Annotated in this window: 24 protein-coding genes; 17 read left to right on the forward strand and 7 right to left on the reverse strand. The window is 68.9% G+C overall.

From position 1 onward, the window contains the following. The first annotated feature begins 6 nt into the window (after positions 1-6). Positions 7-714, forward strand: coding sequence for a hypothetical protein (locus QSK35_RS37825; protein WP_285752592.1), 708 nt, complete (start codon positions 7-9; stop codon positions 712-714). Between the two features lie 3 nt (positions 715-717). Continuing rightward, positions 718-1290 carry a hypothetical protein gene (locus QSK35_RS37830; protein ID WP_285752593.1) on the forward strand — a complete coding sequence of 191 codons (573 nt, stop codon included), beginning with the start codon at positions 718-720 and terminating at the stop codon, positions 1288-1290. Position 1291: 1 nt separating this feature from the next. Here the strand turns inward: QSK35_RS37830 and QSK35_RS37835 are convergent, their stop codons facing one another. Continuing rightward, positions 1292-1945 (reverse strand): ACT domain-containing protein, encoded by a 654-nt coding sequence (locus QSK35_RS37835; protein WP_285752699.1) that lies wholly within the window; start codon positions 1943-1945, stop codon positions 1292-1294. Positions 1946-2160: 215 nt separating this feature from the next. On the opposite strand from QSK35_RS37835, the gene gatC reads away from it, so the two are divergent. The 7 genes from gatC (at position 2161) to QSK35_RS37870 (ending at position 11883) form a co-directional block, all read left to right on the forward strand. Beyond that, positions 2161-2460, forward strand: a complete 300-nt coding sequence (gene gatC / locus QSK35_RS37840) for an Asp-tRNA(Asn)/Glu-tRNA(Gln) amidotransferase subunit GatC (RefSeq protein WP_086660690.1) — start codon at positions 2161-2163, stop codon at positions 2458-2460. Then, positions 2457-3932 carry an Asp-tRNA(Asn)/Glu-tRNA(Gln) amidotransferase subunit GatA gene (gene gatA / locus QSK35_RS37845; RefSeq protein WP_285752595.1) on the forward strand — a complete coding sequence of 492 codons (1476 nt, stop codon included), beginning with the start codon at positions 2457-2459 and terminating at the stop codon, positions 3930-3932. The genes gatC and gatA overlap by 4 nt, the downstream gene beginning before the upstream one ends. Further along, complete coding sequence (locus tag QSK35_RS37850; RefSeq protein WP_285752597.1) at positions 3929-4117, forward strand: hypothetical protein; 189 nt, start codon at positions 3929-3931, stop codon at positions 4115-4117. The genes gatA and QSK35_RS37850 overlap by 4 nt, the downstream gene beginning before the upstream one ends. Next, complete coding sequence (gatB, locus tag QSK35_RS37855; RefSeq protein WP_285752599.1) at positions 4114-5616, forward strand: Asp-tRNA(Asn)/Glu-tRNA(Gln) amidotransferase subunit GatB; 1503 nt, start codon at positions 4114-4116, stop codon at positions 5614-5616. The genes QSK35_RS37850 and gatB overlap by 4 nt, the downstream gene beginning before the upstream one ends. A gap of 280 nt (positions 5617-5896) precedes the next feature. Further along, on the forward strand, positions 5897-6106 hold the full coding sequence (locus QSK35_RS37860) for a hypothetical protein (protein WP_285752601.1): 210 nt from the start codon (positions 5897-5899) through the stop codon (positions 6104-6106). A gap of 196 nt (positions 6107-6302) precedes the next feature. After that, entirely contained in the window at positions 6303-8768 is a 2466-nt protein-coding gene (locus QSK35_RS37865; protein ID WP_285752603.1) for a CHAT domain-containing protein, read from the forward strand. Positions 8769-9393: 625 nt separating this feature from the next. After that, on the forward strand, positions 9394-11883 hold the full coding sequence (locus tag QSK35_RS37870; RefSeq protein WP_285752605.1) for a M14 family zinc carboxypeptidase: 2490 nt from the start codon (positions 9394-9396) through the stop codon (positions 11881-11883). A 61-nt stretch (positions 11884-11944) separates the two neighbouring features. Here QSK35_RS37870 and QSK35_RS37875 read toward each other — a convergent pair whose 3' ends face one another. Both QSK35_RS37875 and QSK35_RS37880 read right to left on the reverse strand, forming a co-directional pair. Beyond that, positions 11945-13108, reverse strand: a complete 1164-nt coding sequence (locus tag QSK35_RS37875) for a PQQ-dependent sugar dehydrogenase (protein ID WP_285752607.1) — start codon at positions 13106-13108, stop codon at positions 11945-11947. A gap of 10 nt (positions 13109-13118) precedes the next feature. Further along, a complete protein-coding gene (locus tag QSK35_RS37880) occupies positions 13119-14021 on the reverse strand; it encodes an alpha/beta fold hydrolase (RefSeq protein WP_285752609.1) in 903 nt (300 codons plus the stop codon). Positions 14022-14049: 28 nt separating this feature from the next. Between QSK35_RS37880 and QSK35_RS37885 the strand changes: the two genes are divergently transcribed. From QSK35_RS37885 to QSK35_RS37895, 3 genes are all read left to right on the forward strand, one after another. Then, positions 14050-14964 (forward strand): 2-hydroxyacid dehydrogenase, encoded by a 915-nt coding sequence (locus tag QSK35_RS37885; protein WP_285752611.1) that lies wholly within the window; start codon positions 14050-14052, stop codon positions 14962-14964. 70 nt (positions 14965-15034) lie between these two features. Next, positions 15035-15733, forward strand: coding sequence for a DoxX family protein (locus tag QSK35_RS37890; protein WP_285752613.1), 699 nt, complete (start codon positions 15035-15037; stop codon positions 15731-15733). An 11-nt stretch (positions 15734-15744) separates the two neighbouring features. After that, positions 15745-15987: a hypothetical protein gene (locus QSK35_RS37895; RefSeq protein ID WP_285752615.1), complete on the forward strand. Its 243-nt coding sequence runs from the start codon at positions 15745-15747 to the stop codon at positions 15985-15987. Between the two features lie 242 nt (positions 15988-16229). On the opposite strand, the gene ilvD is transcribed toward QSK35_RS37895, so the two are convergent. The 3 genes from ilvD to QSK35_RS37910 all read right to left on the reverse strand — a co-directional run bounded on the left by ilvD (position 16230) and on the right by QSK35_RS37910 (position 18933). Then, positions 16230-18074 carry a dihydroxy-acid dehydratase gene (gene ilvD, locus QSK35_RS37900; protein WP_285752617.1) on the reverse strand — a complete coding sequence of 615 codons (1845 nt, stop codon included), beginning with the start codon at positions 18072-18074 and terminating at the stop codon, positions 16230-16232. A gap of 68 nt (positions 18075-18142) precedes the next feature. After that, positions 18143-18577 carry a vitamin K epoxide reductase family protein gene (locus QSK35_RS37905; protein WP_285752619.1) on the reverse strand — a complete coding sequence of 145 codons (435 nt, stop codon included), beginning with the start codon at positions 18575-18577 and terminating at the stop codon, positions 18143-18145. Then, entirely contained in the window at positions 18574-18933 is a 360-nt protein-coding gene (locus QSK35_RS37910; RefSeq protein ID WP_285752620.1) for a PH domain-containing protein, read from the reverse strand. The genes QSK35_RS37905 and QSK35_RS37910 overlap by 4 nt, the downstream gene beginning before the upstream one ends. Positions 18934-19216: 283 nt before the next feature. On the opposite strand from QSK35_RS37910, the gene QSK35_RS37915 reads away from it, so the two are divergent. The 3 genes from QSK35_RS37915 to ilvC are packed head-to-tail and all read left to right on the forward strand — an operon-like array spanning position 19217 to position 22592. After that, complete coding sequence (locus QSK35_RS37915; protein WP_285752622.1) at positions 19217-21052, forward strand: acetolactate synthase large subunit; 1836 nt, start codon at positions 19217-19219, stop codon at positions 21050-21052. Beyond that, on the forward strand, positions 21052-21558 hold the full coding sequence (gene ilvN, locus QSK35_RS37920; protein ID WP_285752624.1) for an acetolactate synthase small subunit: 507 nt from the start codon (positions 21052-21054) through the stop codon (positions 21556-21558). The genes QSK35_RS37915 and ilvN overlap by 1 nt, the downstream gene beginning before the upstream one ends. A 20-nt stretch (positions 21559-21578) precedes the next feature. Beyond that, the gene (ilvC, locus tag QSK35_RS37925; RefSeq protein ID WP_285752626.1) at positions 21579-22592 is read left to right on the forward strand and encodes a ketol-acid reductoisomerase; all 1014 of its coding nucleotides are present in this window, start codon (positions 21579-21581) and stop codon (positions 22590-22592) included. A 78-nt stretch (positions 22593-22670) separates the two neighbouring features. Here ilvC and QSK35_RS37930 read toward each other — a convergent pair whose 3' ends face one another. After that, complete coding sequence (locus QSK35_RS37930) at positions 22671-22844, reverse strand: hypothetical protein (RefSeq protein WP_285752627.1); 174 nt, start codon at positions 22842-22844, stop codon at positions 22671-22673. A gap of 102 nt (positions 22845-22946) precedes the next feature. On the opposite strand from QSK35_RS37930, the gene QSK35_RS37935 reads away from it, so the two are divergent. Together QSK35_RS37935 and serA are read left to right on the forward strand one after the other, a co-directional pair. Further along, a complete protein-coding gene (locus QSK35_RS37935; protein ID WP_285752628.1) occupies positions 22947-23222 on the forward strand; it encodes a DUF397 domain-containing protein in 276 nt (91 codons plus the stop codon). Positions 23223-23451: 229 nt separating this feature from the next. Further along, positions 23452-25056: a phosphoglycerate dehydrogenase gene (serA, locus tag QSK35_RS37940; protein ID WP_502881769.1), complete on the forward strand. Its 1605-nt coding sequence runs from the start codon at positions 23452-23454 to the stop codon at positions 25054-25056. Positions 25057-25121 lie beyond the last annotated feature (65 nt).

The raw sequence follows: 25121 nt of genomic DNA on the forward strand, positions 1-25121 counted from the left end.
TGACCGATGACGGCCGTGTTGGCCGCACGACAGCACTGGTGCCGCCAGGGCGAGCGCATTCTGTGGATGCGTGAGCACAGCAGCTACCAGACGAAATACGACGTCGACGGGCTCGACGAGAAGGGCAACCCGCGGAAGAGCATGGTGTCGCGGGCCTTGCGCGCGACCGCCATCGGCGTCGTTGGCACGGTCGCCGCGATCGACTATCTCGCGAGCGACGACGATGCCGGCTCTGAAGGTGGCGCGACCACGGCCCCGATCCGGACGTGGATCTTCGGCAGCGGGCCGGACTGCCTGGCCGCACGGGCCGCGCGGCCGTGGACGCACCGGAACCTGCCCGGCTGGGTGGGCGTGCCCGGTTGGTGGACGCTCACGCCCGGCCGGTTCGCGTTCCTGACCACCGCCGAGGCGGTCGCCGAGCTGGCCAAGGGCGAGAAGGGCCTGCTGGGCAACGCCGCGCACCTCACGGCTGGCGTGGCGATGGCGTTCGTCGAAGTGGCGAAGGGTGAGTACCCGGCGGGGAAACCGGTCGAGTTTCCCGAGATGGTGCCCGCGTTCGAGTTCGACCGGAACCAGATCTCGGGGATCGGCCCGGTGGTGCGGGAGGAGTCGAGGAAGGACAAGCCCACCGTGCTGCGAGTCTCCCTTGTGGACGGTTCGGGGTTCGATCTCGAGGCGCGGGGCGACATCCTGCGGTTCACCAGCGGAGGGTGACCGGTGCTCGAAGAGTGGATGAGGGACCGGCCCGAGGAGCGGTTCCAGCACATCTGGCGGCACGAAGGGCACCTGCTGGGCCTGGTCGGCGGCACGCTGAGCGCGCCGTTCGAGCCCAAGGGCGAGGTGCCCGTGTGCACGGCGAAACCGCCCAAGTGGCCGTTGCCGAGCACGCTGGTGAGCGAAGGTCGTTTCCTCGACGACGAGTGGGTGTACGACCCGTCGCTGGCCGGCCGGGTGATCGCCAACGACTACGAGGCGCTCGCGGTGAAAGTCGCCGAGCACCTGATCACGGGCAACGGCAAGACCGTGCTGATCGTGACCGGCCAGCGGATCGCGGTGATCATCCAGGAGCGCTACACGCGCGAGGAGAAGTCGCTGCTCAACCGGTTCCGCAAGACCGACGACGAGGACACCGGCAAGAAGCCCGTCGTGTGGTGGCAGGCCGGCCGCTCCGTGATCAGAGACCTGCCCGAGGTGCGCTACGGCCGGGAGCTGGGCAGGCCCAAGCGGTTCCGGACCGTCGTGTTCACCGACGGGTCCGCGCTCGAACTGGCGAAAGGCGACGACTGGTAAGTCAGTCGGGTAGCACGACCGCGACGATCCCGGCCAGGTGCGCCAGGCGCGCCACCTCGGCGGCACGGAACATCGGGCCGCCGGGACGGCCGACGACCAGCACCCGGTCGGGCTTACCCAAAGGAGTGGCGGCCAGCTCGGTCCCGAGCTCGCGCCACGGCTCCGGCACCCACTCCTCCTCGCCATCGAGCACGGTGGCGCGTTCGAGCGGGAACCACGGCGGGTTGACCATGCGCGTCTCCGGCGCTGCCGAGGACGACGACAGGCGCGTCAGCCCGCCGCCCGACGACGCCACGACGACCGCCCAGCCCGCCCGGATGATCTTCGGAACGCCCTCGGTGAAGACCTCGAGGCCCTTCTGCGGCTCCTCGGCGATGTCCTCCACCAGCTCCAGCTCGCGGTGGGTGTCGAGGATGCCCGCGTAGGGGCGCACGGCGTCCACCTCGACGCCGTCGATCGACTCCGCAGCGGTGATCAGGGTGTCCGGCAGCCGGCCCGACGGCAGCTCGACGACCAGGTCGTCTATGGCGACACCGGCGCCCCGTTCCACGACGTCGACGCTCAATATGTCCGCCCCGATCGCTCCGAGTGCCGTCGCGACCGCGCCGAGGGTGCCTGGACGGTCCGGGAGCTGGACCCGGATCAGGAACGACAAGGTGAACGCCTCCTGGTCAGCCATGTGGGCGTGGTCGTGAGTCCACAACCGGCCGCTGATTGTCGCAGACGCAGCATGCCTTTTTGACCCGCTGTCCGCGTTGCGGAACGGTTAAGTTGACCGCCCGCTCGGTAACCCGTTCGAAGAGCATCCTGACCTGCCAATAGACTCGCGGGGTCCCCAATCCGATACCCGACCCACGGGGGTTGACAGGAGTGCCCAGCATCTCCCGCGACGAGGTCGCGCACCTGGCCAAGCTGGCCAGGCTGGCCGTAACCGAGGACGAGCTCGACTTGTTCGCCGGCCAGCTCGACGTGATCCTCCAGTCGGTCGCGACCGTCGGCGACATCGCCACCGCCGACATCCCGCCGACGTCGCACGCCGTTCCGCTGACCAACGTCTTCCGCGAGGACGTGGTCCGTCCGAGCCTCGGTCAGCAGCAGGCGCTCTCCGGCGCTCCTGAGGCCGAAGACGGCCGGTTCCGCGTTCCCCGCATCCTGGGTGAGGAAGCATGATTCGCCACACTGCCGCCGAGCTGGCCCAGAAGATCCACAGCGGCGAGGTCACCGCGGTCGAGGTCGCGCAGGCGCACCTGGGCCGCATCGCCGAGGTCGACGGCAAGGTGAACGCCTTCCTGCACGTCGACACCGAGGGCGCGCTGGCCGCGGCCCAGAAGGTCGACGACGACGTCAAGGCCGGTCGCCCGGTCGCGTCGCCGCTCGCCGGTGTGCCGCTCGCGCTGAAGGACGTCCTCACCACCGAAGGCATCCCGACCACGGTCGGGTCCAAGATCCTCGAGGGGTGGATCCCGCCGTACGACGCGACGGTCACCCGCAAGCTCAAGGAGGCCGGGGTCGTCATCCTCGGCAAGACGAACATGGACGAGTTCGCGATGGGCTCGTCCACCGAGAACTCCGCCTACGGCCCCACGCACAACCCGTGGGACCTCGACCGGATCCCCGGCGGCTCCGGTGGTGGCTCGTCCGCCGCGCTCGCCGCGTACGAGGCGCCGCTCGCGATCGGCACCGACACCGGTGGCTCGATCCGCCAGCCCGGCGCCGTCACCGGCACGGTCGGAGTGAAGCCGACCTACGGCGGCGTGTCGCGCTACGGCCTGGTGGCGTTCTCCAGCTCGCTCGACCAGGCCGGTCCGTGCACGCGCTCGGTGCTCGACGCCGCGTTGCTGCACGAGATCATCGGCGGCTACGACGAGATGGACTCCACCTCGATCAACGCGCCGGTCCCGCCGGTCGTCGCGGCCGCGCGCGAAGGTGCGAAGGGCGACCTGAGCGGCGTGCGCATCGGTGTCGTCACGCAGTTCAGCGGCGAGGGCTACCAGCAGGGCGTGCTGCGCAGCTTCGAGGCGGCCGTGTCGCAGCTCAAGGAGCTCGGCGCGGAGATCGCCGACGTGTCGTGCCCGAGCTTCGACTACGCGCTGCCCGCGTACTACCTCATCGCGCCGAGCGAGTGCTCGTCGAACCTCGCCCGGTTCGACGCGATGCGCTACGGCCTGCGCGTCGGCGACGACGGCACGCGCAGCACCGAGGAGGTCATGTCGCTGACCCGCGAGGCCGGCTTCGGCCCGGAGGTCAAGCGCCGCATCATGATCGGCACGTACGCGCTCTCGTCCGGTTACTACGACGCGTACTACGGCTCGGCGCAGAAGGTCCGCACGCTCATCTCGCGGGACTTCGAGAAGGCGTTCGGGCAGTTCGACGTGCTGATCTCGCCGACGACGCCGACCACGGCGTTCAAGATCGGCGAGCGCGCGAACGACCCGATGGCGATGTACAAGGCCGACCTGTGCACGATCCCGGCCAACCTCGCCGGAAACGCCGCCATGAGCGTCCCCAGTGGACTGTCCGATGAGGACGGCCTGCCGGTGGGTCTGCAGATCATGGCCCCGGCGCTGCAGGACCACCGCATGTACCGCGTCGCGGCGGCGTACGAGGCGGCGCGCGGTCCGATCGGGGGTGCGTCGCTGTGAGGAAGGCGAAGGGGCTGTTCGGCATCGTGAGCTCCGTGGCCGCGGGTGCGGGCGCGTTCTCGAGCTTCAAGGCAGCCCGTGAGGACAAGGACAAGCTGGCGCTGGCAAACGCGATCGCGAGCCTCGCCGTGGCGATCACCGGTGCGGCGCTGGCCGTGCGCGGTCTGCGGAAGGACTCGGAATGACTGCGCTGACCGAGCTGATGGACTACGACGAGGTCGTCGAGAAGTACGACCCGGTGCTGGGCCTCGAGGTCCACGTCGAGCTGCACACCAACACGAAGATGTTCTGCGGCTGCGCGAACCTCTTCGGCGGTGAGCCGAACACGCACACCTGCCCGACGTGCCTGGGCCTGCCGGGCTCGCTGCCGGTCGTCAACGGCAAGGCGGTCGAGTCCGCGATCCGCATCGGCCTCGCGCTGAACTGCGAGATCGCCGAGTGGTGCCGGTTCGCCCGGAAGAACTACTTCTACCCGGACATGCCGAAGAACTTCCAGACGTCGCAGTACGACGAGCCGATCGCCTTCAACGGCTGGCTCGACGTGACGCTGGACGACGGCGAGGTCATCCGGGTCGAGATCGAGCGCGCGCACATGGAGGAGGACACGGGCAAGTCGCTGCACGTCGGCGGCGCGACCGGTCGCATCCACGGCGCGGAGCACTCGCTGCTCGACTACAACCGCGCGGGCGTGCCGCTGATCGAGATCGTCACGAAGATGATCCCGAACACCGGCCGGCGTGCCCCCGAGGTGGCCCGCGCATACGTCACCGCGCTGCGCGACCTGCTCAAGGCGCTCGACGTGTCCGACGTCCGCATGGACCAGGGCTCGCTGCGCTGCGACGCGAACGTGTCGCTGTCGCCCAAGACCACGGGCGAGCTCGGCACGCGCACGGAGACGAAGAACGTCAACTCCCTGCGCAGCGTCGAGCGCGCCGTGCGGTTCGAGATGACGCGTCAGGCGGCGGTTCTGGAAGCCGGTGGCAAGGTCACCCAGGAGACCCGGCATTTCGACGAGTCCTCCGGTTCGACCTCTTCCGGTCGTACCAAGGAGACCGCCGAGGACTACCGGTACTTCCCGGAGCCCGACCTCGTCCCGATCGCGCCGTCGCGCGAGTGGGTCGAGGAGCTGCGCGGCACGCTGCCGGAGCTGCCGTGGGAGCGCCGCGCGCGCATCCAGAAGGAGTGGAACCTCACCGACGAGGTGCTGCGCGACCTGGTCAACGCCGGTGCGCTGGACCTGATCGCGGCGACCGTCGAGGCCGGTTCCTCGCCCGACGAGGCCCGCTCGTGGTGGGTGTCCTACCTGGCGCAGCAGGCCAACACGCGCGGTATCGAGCTGTCCGAGCTGCCGATCACGCCCGCGCAGGTCGCGCGCGTGATCGAGCTGGTCAACTCGGGTGCGCTGACGAACAAGCTCGCCCGTGAGGCCGTGAACGGCGTGCTTGAAGGCGAGGGTTCGCCCGACGAGGTCGTCGCCTCACGCGGCCTGCAGGTCGTGTCCGACGACTCCGCGCTGGAGAAGGCGGTCGACGACGCGCTGGCGGCGCAGCCGGACGTCGCGCAGAAGATCCGCGACGGCAAGGTCCAGGCCGCGGGCGCGATCATCGGTGCGGTCATGAAGGCCATGAAGGGCCAGGCGGACGCCGCGCGCGTCCGTGAGATCGTCATCGCCCGCTGCTCGTAGCGCTCGGCCCGGCTGGTGCTACGTGCACCAGCCGGGCTCGGCGATGTCTCGCAACGGGAGCGTGCCTCCGGACCGGGTCCGGGCATGGTCCGGCGCTGACCTCCCAGCGCAGCTCCTGTGCGTCGAACCCCCCCGGCTAGGCCGATCGGGCGATGCTGTTCCGATTTGTGAAGCCTGGGTGCGTCCACCTGTGTAACGCTTGCCCCTGTTGGCGGATATGGGGGTAGACGTCAACCACCCAAGGTGATCAACAGTAGTCCAAAAGAGGGGGGAATCTCAGATGACTACGACTGAGCGCAAGGGCACCGGCGACGAGCCGGAGGACCGCAGCATCCTCGACGTGGTGAAGGACGTGATCGAGGACGTCTTCCACCACGACCACAAGCACGATCACGAGGCCGAGGACGAGCAGAAGAACCCGGCTGACCCAAAGAAGGACCCGGATCAGCCCGAACCGGACCCGTGCTGCGGGCCACCCATCCATTACTGAGCGCCGCGCGCCCAGTGATCACGGTCCGTCAACCAGGCGACGTCGGGTTGGCGGACCGCATTTCGTTGTGTGTATGTGGTGAGATGCACCCATGCGTGCCTCTGTCGTCGATCGAGCACGCGAGTTGCTCAACCGAGGCTCGGCCGCGACTGCTGCCTACCGGTATCCGACAGCGATTCGCACGCTCCGCCGCGGATTGAGCCTGCTCGATCGCGAGCAGACTGATCCCGCGCGGCACGAGGTACGCGCACAGTTGCTGAGGTTCCTGGCCGCCTGTGTCGGTGAGACCGTCGGCCTGAGCGCCGCGGTCGTCCACCTCGACGAGGCCAGGACGGAAGCCAAGGCTGTCCCCGACCGCGAGGCCAGCGCACTGCTCACCGCATTGATCGACTACAGCCACGGTGTGCTCGTGATGCGGTCCGGTCAACCCGAGCGGTCCGTGGCGATGATCAGTGCCCTGGTCGATCACCTCGAGGCGCGCTCCGATGTGGAGGAAGACCCACGCCTCATTCACCTGCTCATGATGGCGCTGACCAGCCGGAGCTACGCGACCGGCGCGATTCGGCGGCGCGACGAGGCCACCCGCGACCTGGAGCGCGTTATCACGGTCGCGCAGCAACGCGATCTTCCACTGTGGCACGGCTGGGGCATGTACGGGCTCGGCAATCTGCACAAACAGTGCGGCGAGCTGGTCGAGGCGTTGCGCTGCTACGACGAAACCGAACGCGTCTTCCCCGACATGGACTTTGGCCTTCTGGCCCGCCTTCGGTTCGACCAGGCCGAAGCCATGCTGATGATCGGCCTATCCGACGAGGCGGCCAAGTACCTGGACGAAGCGTTGCCCGTCATGCGGCAGCAGCGTTTCGGACAGGAGCTGGCCGAGGTCGAGATGCTGCGCGCGACGGCGGCGCTGCAGGACGGCGAGCTGGACCTCGCCAGGAGGATGGCGCGGGCGTCATACCGGAAGCTGTTGCGCCGCAAGAGCACCTGGGCCTTGATGGCCGCGCTGATCATGTTGTGGGCCGATGGCAGGCACGCGCTGGAAACCGGCCGGATCCCGGTGTCGCTGGTGGAGCGGGCGTTGCAGCTCAGCGACCAGCTGGGCGACAACCACCTGGTCGACGAGTCCCGCTTGGCGCGTCTGTTCGCCGCCCGGCTGCAGATCCGCCGTCGACGGTTGGCCGAGGCGGAGGAATTGCTGGCTCAGATGCCTGGCCCGCGCGCCGTCACGCCCATCGACCACCGCATGCAGCGCCGGCTGTGCTTGGCGGAACTCGCGGTGGCGAAGGGAAACCTGCGCAGTGCGTTGATCCACGCGAAGCTGGGACTGGGTGAGCTGGGCCGGGTCCGCGACCGCATGGGCGGTCTCGAACTGGTGTCCGCGACCGCCGTGCACGGGCGCGAGCTGGGTGAGCTGGCGATCAGGTTGGTGTTGCAGGGCAACAACGCGCGCCGTCTGTTCAACTGGCTGGAGCTGACCCGTGCGCAGAGCTACCGGTATGAGCCTCTGGAGTCCATTGAGGACTCAGAGATCGCGCAACGCCTGTCCGACGTACGGCAGCTGAGCCGAATCCTGTTGCGCGCCAGGCTGAACGGCGAGCCGAGCGCGGACCTCCAAGCGCAGCTGACCAGGGCCCTGCGCGAAATGAACCGCCTCGGCTGGCGCGAACACAAATGGGGCAAGCCGCGCCCGATCGCGGGAGTCGCCGAGGTCCTCGCAGCACTGGGCGACCGAGCGATGGTCAACTTCGTCGCGTCCGACGGCGAGATGATCGCCGTGGTGCTGGCCGGTGGCGTCGTGCGCATGCGCAGGCTGGGGTCGGCGCAGGACGCGTTCGACGCCGCGCAGAAACTGCACTTCGACCTCAACGCACTAGCCCCGGATCACCTGCCCGCGCCGCTGGCCGAGGTGATCGGCGCGTCGGCCCGTCGTGAGGCGGGCAAGCTCGACGCTCAACTGATCCAGCCGCTGGCCGACCTGGTTGGCTCGCGCGAGCTCGTGTTCGTCCCGACCGGCGCTTTGTACGCGGTGCCTTGGGGTGTGCTGCCGTCGTTGCACGGCAGGCCCACGGTGACTGTCCCGTCCGCGACGACGTGGCTCGCGGCGGCCGGCAGCGGTCAGGCCGCGGCCCGGACCGTGCTGCTGGTGCACGGGCCGGGCCTGGACTTCGCGGAGGGCGAGATCGATCGCCTGGCCGCGCACCACGAAACGGCCACGGTCCTGAAGGGCGATGCGGCGACCACGGCGGCGGTGCTCTACCGCCTCGACGGCGCCGACCTGGTGCACATCGCCGCCCACGGCGAGCACGAGCCGGAGAACGCCCTCTTCTCCCGCCTGGAACTCGTCGACGGGCCGATCTTCGCGCACGAACTGGGCCGCCTGCGCAAACCTCCCGCGCGTGTGGTGCTCGCCGCGTGCGAGTTGGCGCTGAACCGGATCCGGCCGGGTGACGAGGCCCTCGGGTTCGCGGGCGCCATGCTCGCCGGCGGGACACGGACCGTGGTCGCCGTGACCAGCAAGGTCGGGGATGAGGCTTCCGCGGCTGCGATGGGTGACTACCACCGGGCGCTCGCGGCGGGGGCGGCGCCCGCGGTGGCGCTGGCGGAGGCGATGGCGAAGGACCCCTACCGGCGGCCGTTCGTGTGCCTCGGGTTCGGGTAGGCCTGCCCGGCTTTGCCTGCCTGTGCTGAAGGCACGCTGCCCCCGCGCGCTTCCTATTTCGCTCAAGCGTACCGCCGGGGTCTGACAATTCCGCGGCTCCGTGCCTGGTCGCCGCTCGCCTGTGGACAACTTTTCGCGGGGTTCACCGAGGGCGGAAACCGGTAGCGCTCCCATACCACGGCAGGAAGGCGTAGGCCGATCGGCGGCCCCATAAAGGGCTAGGCCGTTCGAGTGGTTGTACGTCTTTCATCCATGTGAACACACTGCTCACGCGTGATTTGCGTCCAAACCGCGATCGCGGTTAGTGAACTTCTCTCGCTTGCGAGAGCCGTTCTGTGCCACTCTTGGTCTAGACCCAGTTGACAGTTTGTCAGCGGGCCAATTTCTTGACCGAGGGGAATTGGCCACGGTCTCCGCGGCCGCTCAGGGGGTGAGGCCGGGGTTGCCGTGTCCATGCCGATGGCCCGCTGGCCGGCGACGAGCCGACCGGCGGGCCATCGTGCGATTCGCGGGGCCGTGAAGGCGTCGCGAGGGGGTTCGAACAGCACCCGCGTAACGAAAAGTGTGAACGCCAAGGGCCATTCGCTCGCTAGACGATAGTTGACTGACCGATTAGTCAGATGCCATGCGTAGCACCCTGTTGGCCACGCTGGTCGCGATGACAGCCGCGCTGGTCGTGCCGGCGTCCGGAACCGCCCAGCCAGCCCCGCCGCACCACGGCCGCGGCGAGGAGCCCGGCAACGGCATCGAGCGCAACGAGATCGCCGCACTCGATCCGCCGACCGCTCTGCAAACCGCCAGCCAGAACAAGCCCGGTAAGTACCAGGGCTATCCGCGCAAGACCGACCTGCGCGTGTACCCGACGGACCCCGCCGACAAGTCGATCAAGCTCGGACTCGCGCCGTACCACGCGATCGCGCCGAAGCTGAACGCGTTGCAACAGCAGAGCGACCGGGTGAGCGTCGAGGTCGTCGGGCAGTCCGGACTCGGGCGCGACCTCTACCTCGTCACCCTCACCGCACCCGAGAGCCCGGCGCAGACCCGGCAGCAGGAGCGTTGGCGCGCCCGGATCGAAGAAGGACACAAAGCGCCGAGTCTGTACAAGGCGCCGATCTGGATCAACAACAACATCCACGGCAACGAGTGGGAGGGCACCGACGGCGCGCTGCGCGTGATCGAGTACCTGGCGACCTCACAACAACAGAACGTCAAAGATCTCCTGCGCCGCAGCAGGATCTACTTCAACGTCACCGCGAACCCGGACGGCCGCGTCGCCGGGCAGCGGCAGAACGCGAGCGGGTTCGACCTCAACCGGGACTTCGCCACCAGTTCGCAGACCGAGAACCGGGTCATGCGCGACATTGTCGAACGCACGCAGCCGCTGATGATGCTCGACGAGCACGGGTACGTGGAGAACACGCTCATCGAGCCGACCACGCCGCCGCACGGGCAGAACTACGACTTCGACCTCTACATCAAGCACGGCTACGCCAACGGCCTCGCGATGGAGGCGAAGGTCAAGGCGCTGGGCCACCCCGAGACCGCGAAGCCGGAGATCCCGTTCCGCGACTACGAGCCCGGCGTGTGGGACGGCTGGGCGCCGATCTACACCGCGCAGTACGCGATGTACCACGGCGCGATCTCGTACACGATCGAGATTCCGCAGAACGTCAACGGATCCGACTACGACAACCTGCCGAAGGAGGAACTGCAGCGGCGCAGCCGGATCAACACCGACGTCGTCGAGTCGACGATCAAGACGACCATCGGCTACGTCGACGACCACCGCAACGAGCTGATCGCCAACCAGGCCGAGATGTTCCGGCGCGGCGCCGCGGGCGAGCCGCAGCGGGAGATTCCGGACGGGTTCGTGCCCGGCTTCGGGCCGGAGGACCGCTACCGCACGGAGTTCCCGCGCGCGTATGTGCTCACGCCCGAGCGATCGCCCGCCGCTACGGCTCGGCTCGTCGACCACCTGATCGCCCACGACGTCCGGGTGAAACGGGCCGACGCGCCGTTCTCGTTGGGCGGCAAGCGATACGACGCCGGGACGTACGTCGTCGACATGCATCAACCCAAGCGCGCGCTGGCGAACGTCATGCTCGAGGCGGGTAGCGACATCTCGGCCAAGGTGCCGGTGATGTACGACATCTCGGGCTGGAGCCACCGGCTGCTCTGGGGTGCCTCGGTCGACATCGTCAAGTCCGGGCCGCTGTACTTCCGCGGCCGTGAGGTGGCCGCCGCGTCGCCGACCGGTGGTGTCGACGCGCCTCCTGGACGCGACCTCGCCCTCACGCTCAACGACCCCAAGGACGTCAGCGCCGTCAACGACCTGCTCGCCCGCGGCATCGAGCTGCGGCGCCAGGACGACGGCACGGTGGTCGTCCCGGCGAGTGCCCGCGTGCAGGCGATCGAGGTCGCCGACCGGTACGGCGTCCGGTTCACCGCGGCCGCACAGAACGGTGGCAAACCGTTGCAGCGCAAGGTGCTCGCGGCGGCGGTCAGCCCGGACGAGCTGAAGGCGTTGCGGGACCTCGGTTTCGAGGTGCGGCCGGTGTCCACCGCCGTGCTGAACGCCGGATTCGACTGGTCCCGGATCGACGTGCTCATGGTGTCGTCGGGCCTGCGGTACGAGCAGCTCAACGCGAACGCCAAGGCGTCGCTGGAGGCGTTCCTGCAACGTGGCGGTGTCGTCACGCGAGGCGCCACGGGCGGCCGGTTCAACGTCGAGGCCAAGCTGCTCGCCGCCAAGCCGGTGGCCGGCTGGGAGGACGCGAACGGTGTCATCAGCGTGGTCAACGGCACGGGTCCGGTCGGCACCGGCGCACTCGCCACCTCGTTCGTCTACGCCCCGCAGTGGTTCACCGACCTCGGCACCGGCGTGAACATCGAGCAGCGCTACGCCGACCACCCGCTGATCGCCGGGCACTGGCGGGCGCGCGCGGACGGCTCCGGTGGCCAGGCCGCCGCGGCCGGTCAGGCGGTCGTCGTCTCCGGCACGTCAGCCAACGGCACGCGCGCCGTGCTGTTCGGCACGGAACCGATGTTCCGCGACCACCCCAAGGGCCTGTACGCACAGGTCGCGCGCGCCATCTTCTGGTCGGGCTCGCGCTAGGCGATTGCTATGGGGGGAGCTTTCCAAGCGCTGACCGCTTGGAAAGCTCCCCCCATAGCGTTCAGTCCTTCTGGGCGCTGGGGTTGCTCGTCCGGACGATGATCGCGACGCGGTCGTCGGACGAGACGGTCTTGCCGCCGGTCTTGTTCACGGTCCCGACCAGCGACGCCTCGTCGTTGAGCATCTCCATCGGTCCGAGCATGCCGTACCCCGTGTCCGCCATGATGATCTCCGGCTTGCCGGTGAAGCTGCCGTCCGGACCCATCGGCAGCTGCACCACGCCGGGGGACTTGCTCATCGCCGCGGACATCATGTTCGACTGCGCGGAACAACCGGCGATGCCGGGCTTGTCCGGCCACGTCCACGCCGGGTTGCCGAGCGCCTTGCCCGCCTCGATCCGGTAGAGCACGTCGGCGGCCGGCGTCCAGTCGGTGACCCACACCTTGGTGGTGTCCGCGGACACGCACAGCCCGCCGGGCAGCCGCAAGCCGCTGGTGAGCACCCGCGAGCCCGCGGTCGGGTTGCCCTGGGCGGGGTTGCCCTGGCCGTCGATGCGCAACACCTTGCCCGCCAGCGAGTTCGGGTCCGCGGCGAGAGCGGGGTTGCCCGCGTCACCGGTCGCGACCAGCAGGGCGCCCTTGCGGTCGCTGGCCAGCACACCGCGGTTGCCGCTGGGGCCGCGCGGGATGCCGGTCAGGATCGGCTTCGGCTGGTCACCGGGCGCGAGGCGCAGCACGCGGTTGTCGGTCGGCGTCGTGACGTACACGTAGACCAGTTGGTCCTCCGCGAACGTCGCGGACAGCGCGAGCCCGGACAGGCCGCCGTCGGAGGAGGCGTCCACGGGAATCGTCGCGATGACCACCGGGTCCACGTTGCGCGCGACCTTGAGCAGCCGGCCCGTGGTGCGTTCCGTCGCGTACGCGGTGACCGTGCCCTGCGAGTCCGCGCCGATCATCGCGACACCGGACACCGGGCTGAGGCACGTCGCGATCACCATCGCGTCGAAGTCCTTGCAGCCCTGCGGCGGCGGCACGCTCTGCTGCGTCTGGCCGGGCTGGCGCTGGCCGGGCGCGGGCGTGAACTCGCCGGGCAGCTCCGGTTTCGGACCGGCCTGCGGCGTCAGCTGCTGCTGGGGAGTCCAGCTGGTGGGCGGCGGTTCCTCGGGCAGGTTCGTACATCCGGCTGCCAGAAGGCAGACGGCCAGCAACGCGATGAGACGAACCACGTGATCCAGGCTAGGTGTGATCCCGTGAGACGTGGGTGAACAGGTCCGAGACCGCCCAGTCCACCGCGTCGGCCCGCTGGTGGAGCAAGGCCAGCTCGTCCGCCACGACCTGCGGAGCCTCCAGCGGCAGGTAGTGGCTGCACGGCAGCAGCCGGAACCGGGCCTGCGGCAACGCGCCGACCGCCTCGGACATCGACTCCGTCGTGGCCAGCACGTCGTCCTTGCCCGCGAGGACGGTCACCGGGATCCGCAACCCGCTCAGGTCCTGGCGCGGCGCCTGGCCGAGCGCGAGCGCCAGCGTGAAGTACCACCGCCAGTCGTGCCGCAGGAACGGCGCGATCGCGGCCTTCACGTCCTCGGGATCACTCGACGGCTTGATCACGCCACTGTGCCTGAGCAGGAACGACGTCACGTCGGTGACCGGCATCCGGTGCAGCACGGAGTCCAGTACCGGCCCCGCCGCGCGCAGCAGCCTCGTGCCGGTCAGACCGATCGAACGGCGCAGCCGGGACGGCAGCAGCGGCAGCATGCCCTCGAACGAGTCACCGGGCGCGCCCGCGACGAGCATCAGCCCGGACACGCGCTCGGGGTGCCTGCGCGCCAGCTCGGCGGCGATGGTGACGCCCATCGACCAGCCCAGCACGACGCACCGGTCGATCCCGGCGTCGTCCAGCGTGGCGAGCGCGTCGTCGACGTGATCGGCCAACGTGATGCGCGTCTCATCGCTCGGGCGGTCCGACCCCATCGTGCCGCGCATGTACCAGCTGATCACGTGCGCCTGGTCGAGCAGCGCCGGCCACGACTCGGGCCCGGAGCCGACACCGGGGCAGAGCAGCACCACGGGGCCGTCCGCGTCGGTGCGCCAGACCCTGATCTTGGTGCCGTCGGAGGAGATGACCTCATGCTCCCGCATGCGCGTAAGTCTGCCGTACGGTGCAGGGGTGACGCTCACCGTGCTCGTACCCGACGAATTCGGCGTCGAGAAGCTGTCCGGCGTGGACGGAGTCCGGCCCGTTCGCTACACGCCTGGAGAGCCCTTTCCGCCTGAGGCCGCCGAAGCCGAGGTGCTGGTGCCCAAGTTCCTCGCGGGCACGGATCCGCGTGAAGTGTTCGCGCGGCTGCCGAAGTTGCGGCTCGTGCAGCTGCTGTCCGCGGGCGCGGAGAACTTCGTCGGCCGCGTGCCCGAGGGCGTGCTGCTGTCAACGTGTCGCGGCGCGCACGGCGGCAGCACCGCGGAGTGGGCGATCGGCGCGCTCCTCGCGATATATCGAGACTTCTTCGCGTTCGAGCGGGCGCGCGTCGACGGCCGGTGGGACTACCACTACACCGACACGTTGCAGGACAAGAAGGTTCTCGTCGTCGGCGCGGGCGACCTCGGCGAGCAGTTCCGGCGGCGGCTGGAGCCGTTCGACGCCACGGCGACCCTGGTCGGCCGCACCGCGCGCGACGGCGTGCACGGCGTGGACGAGCTGCCGAATCTGCTCGGCTCGTTCGACGCGGTCGTCGTCTTCACGCCGCTGACCGAGGAGACCGTGCGGCTGGTCGACGCCAAGTTCCTCTCGTCGATGAAGGACGGCGCGATCCTCGTCAACGGCGCGCGCGGCCCGGTCGTCGACACGGATGCATTGGTGGCGGAACTGATGTCGGGACGGCTGCGCGCGGCGCTGGACGTCACCGACCCGGAGCCGCTGCCCGAGGATCATCCACTGTGGACGGCGCCCGGACTGTTCCTGACGCCGCACGTGGCGGGCAGCTGCGAGGGCAACATGCGGCGCGCTTATTCCATTGTCGTCTCGGAAATATCGCGATTCGCGGCCGGACAGTCGCCCCAAAACCTGGTCAACGGGCTGTATTAGACCGTTCGGAGCAACTGAAGCTGCCGATCGGACCTGTTGGACCACTGGCGGGTCTCCTAGCGTGCGGGCCGTGGCTACTCACGACGACCGCTCGACGAAGACGAGCGCGTTTACCGACGAAACCGCCTACTCGTCGGGCGTGCACCACTTCGACGACGGCACGCAGTCCTACGACTCGAAGACCAAGTCGTTCGACAACAGCGGCTACACGCCGCTGACGACGTCGTCCGTTGTGGACACTCGCGACGACGACCTGTTCGACGACGAGCGAACCCCGTTCAGATGGACGGCGGGCCCCGACATCGGCCTGCTGGTGCTGCGCGCGGTGCTCGGTGGTGTCTTCGTGCTGCACGGACTGCAGAAGGTCTTCGGCATGTTCGGCGGCCCCGGCATCGACGGCTTCGCGCAGTTCCTGGAGAAGTCGGGCTTCCGCGAGGCGAGAATCCTCGCGTGGGTCACGGGCGTGACCGAGCTCGCCGGCGGTGGCCTGCTGGTGCTCGGGCTCTTCACGCCGCTGGCCGCGGCGGGCCTGCTCGCGGTGATGGCCAACGTGATCGCCATGAAGTACCGCGGCGGGTTCTTCGCGCCCAACGGCGTCGAGCTCGAACTGGTGCTGGCGGCGGCGGCCTTCGGTGTGCTGTTCGCCGGTCCGGGTCGGGCGGCGCTGGACTACAACCGTTCGTGGTTCCGGCACCCGGTGCTGTCCGGGTTCCTGTGCCTGTTGATCGGCGGTGGTGGCGCGGCCGTAACCCTGTTGGTGTTCCGCTAGCGTTCTGGTTCGTGAACAAGCGTGTGACGGGCGCCCTGATCCAGCTGGCTCTGCTGGTGGTCGGGGTGCCCGTCGTCTATCTCGTGTCTCTTCCGCTGGGGCTGTCGGCGCGGTCGCTGCTGCCGCCGATCGGACTGCTGGCGGGGCTGATCATCGCGGGCTTGATCGTCAAGAAGACGGACCAGCCGGTCAGCGGACCGCTGACCGGCTGGGTGGTGTTTCTGACCTGCGTGGCGCTGGCGCTGTCGATCTAACGCGCAGGTGATCGACTCGCGCGATTGGGCTGCGCCCCCCGGTATCCAGCGTACCGACGGGGTCTGACAATCCCGCGAGTCCTACGTTCCCGCCCCGCGAGTCCCACGTTCCCGCCCCGCGAGTCCCACGTTCCAGCCCCGCGAGTCCCACGTTCCCGCACCGTGAGTCGTACGTTCCCGCCCGGTAAGTCGTACGTTACCGACCCCCTGGGACACCGCCCAGGGGGTCGCATTCGATCGCTCTACCGGTTCGGGTCGCGCACCGCGCCCGTGGACGCGTCGGTCGCCATCCGCGCGTACGCCCGCAGCGCGCCGGTGACCGGTCGCACCCGGTCCTTCGGCTGCCACGGCCGCTCGGACGCCTCCATCTTGGCGCGGCGCTCGGCCAGCACCTCGTCGTCCACCAGCAGTTCCAGCTTCCGCTCGTGCACGTCGATCAGGATCCGGTCGCCGTCCTCGACGAGCCCGATCACGCCACCACCGGCCGCCTCCGGCGAGACGTGGCCGATCGACAGGCCCGAGGTGCCGCCGGAGAACCGGCCGTCGGTGATCAGCGCACACTTCTTGCCGAGGCCCGCGCCCTTGAGGAACGCCGTGGGGTGCAGCATCTCCTGCATGCCGGGACCACCCGCCGGGCCCTCGTAACGCACCACGAGCACGTCACCGGCCTGGATCTCCTTGTTCAGGATCACCGAGACCGCCTGCTCCTGTGACTCCACGACCCGCGCGGGCCCTTCGAAGCGCCACAGGTCCTCGTCGATGCCCGCCGCCTTGATGATCGCGCCGCGCTCGGCGATGTTGCCGCGCAGCACGGCCAGGCCGCCGTCCTTGGTGTAGGCGTGCTCGACGTCGCGGATGCAGCCGCCGGCCGCATCCGTGTCCAAAGAGGACCAGCGGTTCGAGGTCGAGAACGCCTCCGTCGTGCGCACGCCACCCGGCGCGGCGTGGAACAGCTCAACGGCCTTCTCCGACGGCTCCGAAGCGCGGATGTCCCACTCGGCGAGCCACTCCTCCAACGACGGGCTGTGCACCGACCAGACATCGCGGTTCAGCAGGCCGGCCCGGTCGAGTTCGCCCAGCAGAGCCGGGATTCCGCCAGCGCGGTGCACGTCCTCCATGTGGTAGTCGGAGTTCGGCGACACCTTGGACAGGCACGGCACGCGGCGCGACAGGTCGTCGATGTCCTGCAGGGTGAAGTCGATCTCGCCTTCCTGCGCGGCGGCGAGGATGTGCAGCACGGTGTTCGTCGAGCCGCCCATCGCCATGTCCAGCGCCATGGCGTTCTCGAACGCCTTGCGGGACGCGATCGACCGCGGCAGCACGGAAGAGTCGTCCTCCGAGTACCAGCGGCGGCACAGGTCGACGATCACGCGACCGGCCTCGGAGAACAGCTCGCGGCGCGCGGCGTGCGTGGCCAGCGTGGAACCGTTGCCCGGCAACGAAAGGCCGAGCGCCTCGGTGAGGCAGTTCATCGAGTTCGCGGTGAACATGCCGGAGCACGAGCCGCACGTGGGGCACGCGGAGCGCTCGACCTCGGTCAGACCGGACTCGTCCACGTCCGGAGAGGCCGACGCGGAGATCGCGGTGATGAGGTCGGTCGGCGCGACGGCGACGCCCTCGACGACGACGGCCTTGCCCGCCTCCATCGGTCCGCCCGAGACGAAGACGACCGGGATGTTGAGGCGCATCGCGGCGTTGAGCATGCCGGGCGTGATCTTGTCGCAGTTCGAGATGCAGACGATCGCGTCGGCCTGGTGCGCGTTGACCATGTACTCGACGGAGTCCGCGATGATCTCGCGCGAGGGCAGCGAGTAGAGCATGCCGCTGTGGCCCATGGCGATGCCGTCGTCGACCGCGATCGTGTGGAACTCGCGCGGCACGCCACCCGCCTCGCGCACGGCCTCGGCCACGATGTCACCGAGATCGCGCAGGTGTACGTGGCCCGGCACGAATTGCGTGTAGGAGTTGGCGATCGCGATGATGGGCTTGCCGAAGTCACCGTCGGTCATGCCGGTCGCGCGCCAGAGCGCGCGGGCGCCGGCGGCGTTGCGGCCGTGGGTGGTCGTGCGAGAGCGGAGCTGAGGCACTGCTCCTCCAGATTCACTTCAAACAAAAGGCGCGAGGCGTCCAGATCATGGACGTCCAAAAGCGTGTGTCAGTCTCGAAGCGGTGCCGCAAGGTTACTCGGCCGCAGAGCCGCGGACACCAGTAGACCTGCTAGTACCAGCGTGATGACGTGCACAACCGTGCACCACAGGCAGATCTTGCCGATCAGCAGCACCTCGGCGGCGACCAGGTAGACGACCATCAGCACGCCGACGCCGATCCCGACCAGACGCACCGCGCCGAGGGCGGGAACTCGCCACGCGAAGGGGAGCGTGAGCACGGTCATCCCGGCGAAGAACGCGAGCCCGAGGAACGCGACCGGGATGCCGAACAGCTCGGACCACTTGCTCGTGGTGACCGTGGCGCAGTCGATGACCGCGCTCTCAGAGCAGACGAGCGCCTCGGCGTTGAAGTGCGCGTACGTCATGTACGCGGACACGAGCAGGCCCGCGATGGACAGCCAGAGACAGAGCCGAGCGATCACTCCTCCGAAGATACGGGCTCCTCGGTTACCTCTGCGTCAGGCTCGGCCGTGGGATCGGGAACACGCCCACCGCTCACGAGGGACAGCGCGGGCAGGTGGATGAAGCGCACGGCGGGCAGCTTCACCTCGGAGTCGTCCGTGCGCACGGCCGCGAGCCAGCCCTTTTGTGCGACACGGATGGACTTCACGTCCGTCCACGGGAGTACGGTCGAGCCGAACGTGGTCCGAACTAGGAGTTTCTCCGGGTCGACCGTCGTACGGTTGCGCAGAACCCACCATGCCAGCCCGAGTGGCACGACGTAGAGGGCCTGCGTACCGGGCGCGAGCCAGGCGACAGGGGTGATGCAGATTGCCACCATACCCACCGCTAGCAGCGCCGTTGCCGGAATCCGAAAGACGATCCTCTTCACTCGAAAGATTGTTCCACGTCCACGATCCGGGATTTCCGTCTCGCAGAGTTGACGCGCCGACACGCACGGGGATAACGTCCCCGCCATGCAGCGCACGCTCGTTCTCGTACTTCTCAGGCGCGTCGACGCCTGAGCCGAACAAGCTGCGTCGACGCGCGACCCTCGTACGACCCACTCGGGTTGTCGAGGGTTTTTTCGTGTCCGGACCCCGAACCCACGAGGCAAAGAGATGACCAGCGCACCATCGCGACAGGCCCAAGAGCCCCCGTCGCCCCGGCCGGGCCCCCGGCCCAAACCGGCTCCGCCGAGTGGCGCCCCGATTCGCGTCACCGGAGCACAGTCGCTCGTCCGCTCGCTCGAAGCGGTTGGCTGCGAAGTGGTCTTCGGCATTCCCGGCGGGACGATCCTCCCCGCCTACGACCCGCTGCTCGACTCCACGAAGGTCCGGCACATCCTCGTCCGCCACGAGCAGGGCGCGGGACACGCGGCGACCGGTTACGCCCAGGCGACCGGCAAGGTCGGCGTCTGCATGGCCACCTCCGGTCCCGGTGCGACGAACCTCGTGACCCCGCTCGCCGACGCGCACATGGACTCCGTGCCCGTCGTCGCCATCACCGGCCAGCAGACGCGGGCCCTGATCGGCACGGACGCCTTCCAGGAGGCGGACATCTGCGGCATCACCATGCCGATCACCAAGCACAACTTCCTCGTCACCGACCCGGCGGAGATCCCGCGGGCGATCGCCGAGGCGTTCCACCTGGCGTCGACGGGCCGACCGGGCCCGGTGCTGGTGGACATCCCCAAGGACGTGCTGCAGGAGACCACGAGCTTCTCCTGGCCGCCCGAACTGCGCCTGCCCGGCTACCGGCCGACGACCCGGCCGCACGGCAAGCAGGTCCGCGAGGCCGCGAAGCTGATCGTCGGCGCCCGCCGGCCCGTGCTCTACGTCGGCGGCGGCGTGATCAAGGCGGACGCGCACGCCGAACTGCTGCGCCTCGCCGAGGAGACCGGCATCCCGGTCGTCACGACGCTGATGGCGCGCGGCGCGTTCCCGGACTCGCACCCGCAGCACTACGGCATGCCCGGCATGCACGGCACGGTCGCGGCCGTTGCGGCCATGCAGAAGTCGGACCTCCTCGTCGCGCTGGGTGCCCGGTTCGACGACCGCGTGACCGGCCAGCTGTCGACGTTCGCGCCGGACGCCCAGATCGTGCACGCGGACATCGACCCGGCCGAGATCTCCAAGAACCGGCGCGCCGACGTCCCGATCGTCGGTGACTGCAAGGAGATCATCACCGAGCTGATCGACGCGGTGCGGACCGAGAAGGAGAACCGGGCCAAGCCGGTCGACCTGTCCGAGTGGATCAAGACGCTCGACGACATCCGCGGCACGTTCCCGCTCGGCTACGACTGGCCGGAGGACGGCACGCTCTCGCCGCAGTACGTGATCGAGCGCATCGGCCAACTGTCCCCTTCGGACACCATCTACACCGCGGGCGTCGGCCAGCACCAGATGTGGGCGGCCCAGTTCATCAAGTACGAGAACCCCCGCACGTGGATCAACTCCGGCGGCCTCGGCACGATGGGCTACGCGGTCCCGGCCGCGATGGGCATCAAGGCCGGCATGCCGGACCAGGTCTGCTGGGCGATCGACGGCGACGGCTGCTTCCAGATGACCAACCAGGAACTGGCCACGTGCGCGATCGAGGGCATCCCGGTCAAGATCGCCGTCATCAACAACGGCAACCTGGGCATGGTCCGCCAGTGGCAGAACCTGTTCTACGGCGAGCGGTACTCCAACACCGACCTCGGTACGCACAAGCACCGCATCCCGGACTTCAAGCTGCTCGCCGAGGCGCTCGGCTGTGTCGGCCTGCGCGCGGAGTCGCGGGACGAGGTCGACGCCGTGATCCAGCAGGCGCTGGAGATCAACGACCGGCCGGTCGTCATCGACTTCGTCGTCGGCAAGGACGCCCAGGTGTGGCCGATGGTCGCAGCCGGCACCGGCAACTCCGAGATCATGGCCGCACGCGGCATCCGCCCCCTGTTCGACGAGGATCTGTGATGACTCGCCACACCCTGAGCGTTCTGGTCGAGGACAAGCCCGGTGTCCTCGCCCGCGTCGCCGGCCTGTTCTCCCGGCGCGGCTTCAACATCGAGTCGCTCGCCGTCGGCCGCACCGAGTACCCCGACATCTCCCGGATGACGATCGTCGTCTCCGTGGACGAACTGCCACTGGAGCAGGTCACCAAGCAGCTCAACAAGCTGGTGAACGTCATCAAGATCGTCGAGCTCGAGCCGTCCGCGTCCGTGCAGCGACAGCTCCTGCTCGTCAAGGTTCGTGCGGACGCCACCGTCCGTTCACAGGTCCTCGAGACCGTGCAGTTGTTCCGCGCGAAGGTCGTCGACGTATCGCCCGAGGCGGTCACCGTCGAGGCCACCGGCACGTCTGAGAAGCTCGACGCGCTGCTGCGGATGCTGGAGCCCTACGGGCTCCGCGAGATCGTCCAGTCCGGCATGGTCGCCATCGGCCGTGGCGCTCGTTCCATCACCGCCACCGCGGTGCGTTGATTACCTGAGAGGAAATACCTGTGAGCGTCGAGATCTTCTACGACGACGATGCCGACCTGAGCATCATCCAGGGCCGCAAGGTCGCCGTGATCGGTTACGGCAGCCAGGGCCACGCCCACGCGCTGTCGCTGCGCGACTCGGGCGTCGAGGTCCGCATCGGTCTGCAGGAGGGCTCCAAGTCGCGCGCCAAGGCCGAGGAGGAGGGCCTCGAGGTCGGAACGCCGGCCGAGGTCTCCGCGTGGGCCGACGTGATCATGATCCTGGCGCCGGACACCGCGCAGCGGCACATCTACGCCAACGAGATCGCGGCCAACCTTTCCGAGGGTGACGCCCTGTTCTTCGGCCACGGCTTCAACATCCGCTACGGCCTGATCACCGTTCCGTCCGGTGTGGACGTCGCCATGGTCGCCCCGAAGGGCCCCGGCCACCTCGTGCGCCGCCAGTTCGTCGACGGCAAGGGCGTGCCCGCCCTGATCGCGGTCGAGCAGGACGCGTCCGGCAACGCCCAGGCGCTGGCCCTGTCCTACGCCAAGGGCATCGGCGGCACCCGTGCCGGCGTCATCAAGACGACGTTCAAGGAAGAGACCGAGACGGACCTCTTCGGCGAGCAGGCCGTCCTCTGTGGTGGCGCCTCCGCGCTGGTGCAGGCGGGCTTCGAGGTGCTCACCGAGGCGGGCTACGCCCCCGAGGTCGCGTACTTCGAGTGCCTGCACGAGCTCAAGCTGATCGTCGACCTCATGTACGAGGGCGGCATCGCGCGCATGCGTTACTCCATTTCGGACACCGCCGAGTACGGCGACGTCACCCGTGGCCCGCGCGTCATCACGCCCGCGGTCAAGGAGGAGATGCGCAAGATTCTCGCCGAGATCCAGGACGGCCGCTTCGCGCAGGAGTGGGTCTCCGAGGACGACGCCGGCCGCCCGAACTACAAGAAGCTCCAGGCGGAGGGCGAGCAGCACCCGATCGAGGAGGTCGGCAAGAAGCTGCGCGACCTCATGTCGTGGGTGGACCGTCCCATCACCGAGACGGCCTGAGTCTTTCCGCTGGATTGGACTTTTTTCCGGGGAAGGCCCGTGGCGCGCGTGTGACGCGCCGCGGGCCTTCCCGTTTGCCTAGGGCAGGTCCAGGTGGGCCGACACATCGTCGTCGAAGAAGCCCGCGTTCAGATTGATCGTCTTCGTGTCAATGCTGAATCCGACGTCGAGCAGCGGATCGGCACTCGCGGCGCCGGCTCCGAGGGCGAGGGCCCCTGCCGTCATTGCGGTCACGGCCAACATTCGAATCATGAGCGCACCTCGTCAATTCGGGCGAATCTCACTATTTCGGCAGTCGGCGATGCTAGGGGCGCCTTCGGTACGCGGCCACTCGGATCCGCTAGCTTCACTCGCATGACCGACAGTGCTGACAGCGCGCCGATCTACGACGACAAGGCCCACGTCCGCGGCCACCTGGACCTGAGCAAAGCCGAGTGGCTGCGCAGCGAGGAGGGCGACCCGGACGACGAGCACGTCGAGATCGCCTTCGTCGAGCACACCGACGAGAAGACGTACGTGGCGATGCGGAACTCCAAGCATCCGGAAGGTCCGGTCCTGGTCTTCACCATGGCCGAGTGGGACGCGTTCGTGGCCGGCGCCAAGGACGGGGAGTTCGACGAGCCCTGGTGACCCGCGAGTCCCACCCTCGTGCACCCCGAGTCCCACATTCCGGCAGCCCGGAATGTGGGACTCGCGCTGTTGGAGGGTGGGACTCGCGGTGAGCTGGGCCACCCTGGGTAAAACCCGGCACACCCGCTGATTAGACTCGTTAACAGTCCGGACACATTGCGGTGCCCGGTCGGCGCGGGATTCGCGAACGACCGTTCCGCGCCTCACCACCTTCCGAATCATGGGAGCGATGTCCGTGACCAACACGAGCCGACCCGTTGTCCTGATCGCCGAGAAGCTCGCTCCGTCCGTGCTCGACGTGCTCGGCGACGGGGTCGAAGTGCGCCACGTCGACGGCACCGACCGCCCGGCGCTGCTCGAGGCCGTCGCCGACGCCGACGCGCTGCTCGTGCGGTCCGCCACCAAGGTCGACGCCGAGGTGTTCGGGGCGACCCGCAAGCTGAAGGTCGTCGCCCGCGCCGGCGTTGGCCTCGACAACGTCGAGGTGCCCGCGGCGACGCAGAACGGCGTCATGGTGGTGAACGCGCCGACGTCCAACATCGTCAGCGCCGCCGAGCACGCCCTCGCGCTGCTGCTGAGCGTGGCGCGGCAGATCCCGGCCGCCGACCGCAGCCTGCAGGGCGGCGAGTGGAAGCGCAGCTCGTTCAACGGCGTCGAGCTGAACGGCAAGACCGTCGGCGTCGTGGGCCTCGGCAAGATCGGCCAGCTGTTCACGGCCCGCGTCCAGGCGTTCGGCACCAACGTCATCGCGTACGACCCCTACGTGAGCGCCCAGCGCGCCACGCAGCTCGGCGTCGAGCTCGTCAGCCTCGAGGAGCTGCTGGAGCGCGCGGACGCGATCAGCATCCACCTGCCGAAGACGCCGGAGACCAAGGGCCTCATCGGCTCCGAGCAGCTCGCGAAGGCCAAGCGGGGCGTGATCATCGTCAACGCCGCGCGCGGCGGCCTGATCGACGAGGACGCGCTCGCGCAGGCGATCACCGACGGCATCGTCGGCGGCGCGGGCGTCGACGTGTTCGCGACCGAGCCCACCACGTCCAGCCCGCTGTTCGGGCTGCCGAACGTGGTCGTGACGCCGCACCTCGGCGCGTCCACCGGCGAGGCGCAGGACCGCGCGGGCACGGACGTCGCGCGCAGCGTGAAGCTCGCGCTCGCCGGCGAGTTCGTTCCGGACGCGGTGAACGTCCAGGGCGGCGGCGTGGTCGGCGAGGAGGTGCGCCCGTACCTGCCGCTCGTGCAGAAGCTCGGCACCGTCCTCAGTGCACTGTCCTCGAAGGCGCCGGCCGCGGTTCACATCGAGGTGCGCGGTGAGCTGTCCAATGAGGACGTCACGGTGCTGCCGCTCGCCGCACTGCGCGGCGTTTTCTCCAGCGTGGTCGAGTCGCAGGTGACCTTCGTCAACGCGCCGCGGCTCGCCGAGGACCTCGGCGTGGACGTGCAGCTGGTGCGTGAGCCGGAGAGCCCGAACCACCGCAGCGTCGTCAGGGTGCGCGCGGTGCACGCGGACGGCACGCAGCACAGCGTTTCCGGCACCATCAGCGGTATCGCTCAGGTCGAGAAGCTCGTCGAGATCAACGGACGGTCCTTCGACATCCGCGCCGAGGGCCACGTGCTGCTGCTCGAGTACCCGGACCGGCCGGGCGTCATGGGCACCGTCGGCACGCTGCTCGGCGAGGCCGGCGTGAACGTCGAGGCCGCGCAGATCAGCCAGACCAAGGACGGCGCGGACGCGTTCATGCTCCTGCGCGTCGACCGTCCTGTTGACACGGCCGTGCTCGACCCGATCGGAGCAGCCGTGGGCGCCCGCACGGTGCGTGCGGTTGATTTCGGCTGACAGGTAACGGAAACACCCTACGATGGGAGGGAGCCGATCGGCCCCTCCCATCATCATTAATTAGC

Origin of the sequence: Lentzea sp. NBRC 105346 (assembly GCF_030269605.1) — a bacterium.
Classification (GTDB): Bacteria; Actinomycetota; Actinomycetes; order Mycobacteriales; family Pseudonocardiaceae; genus Lentzea.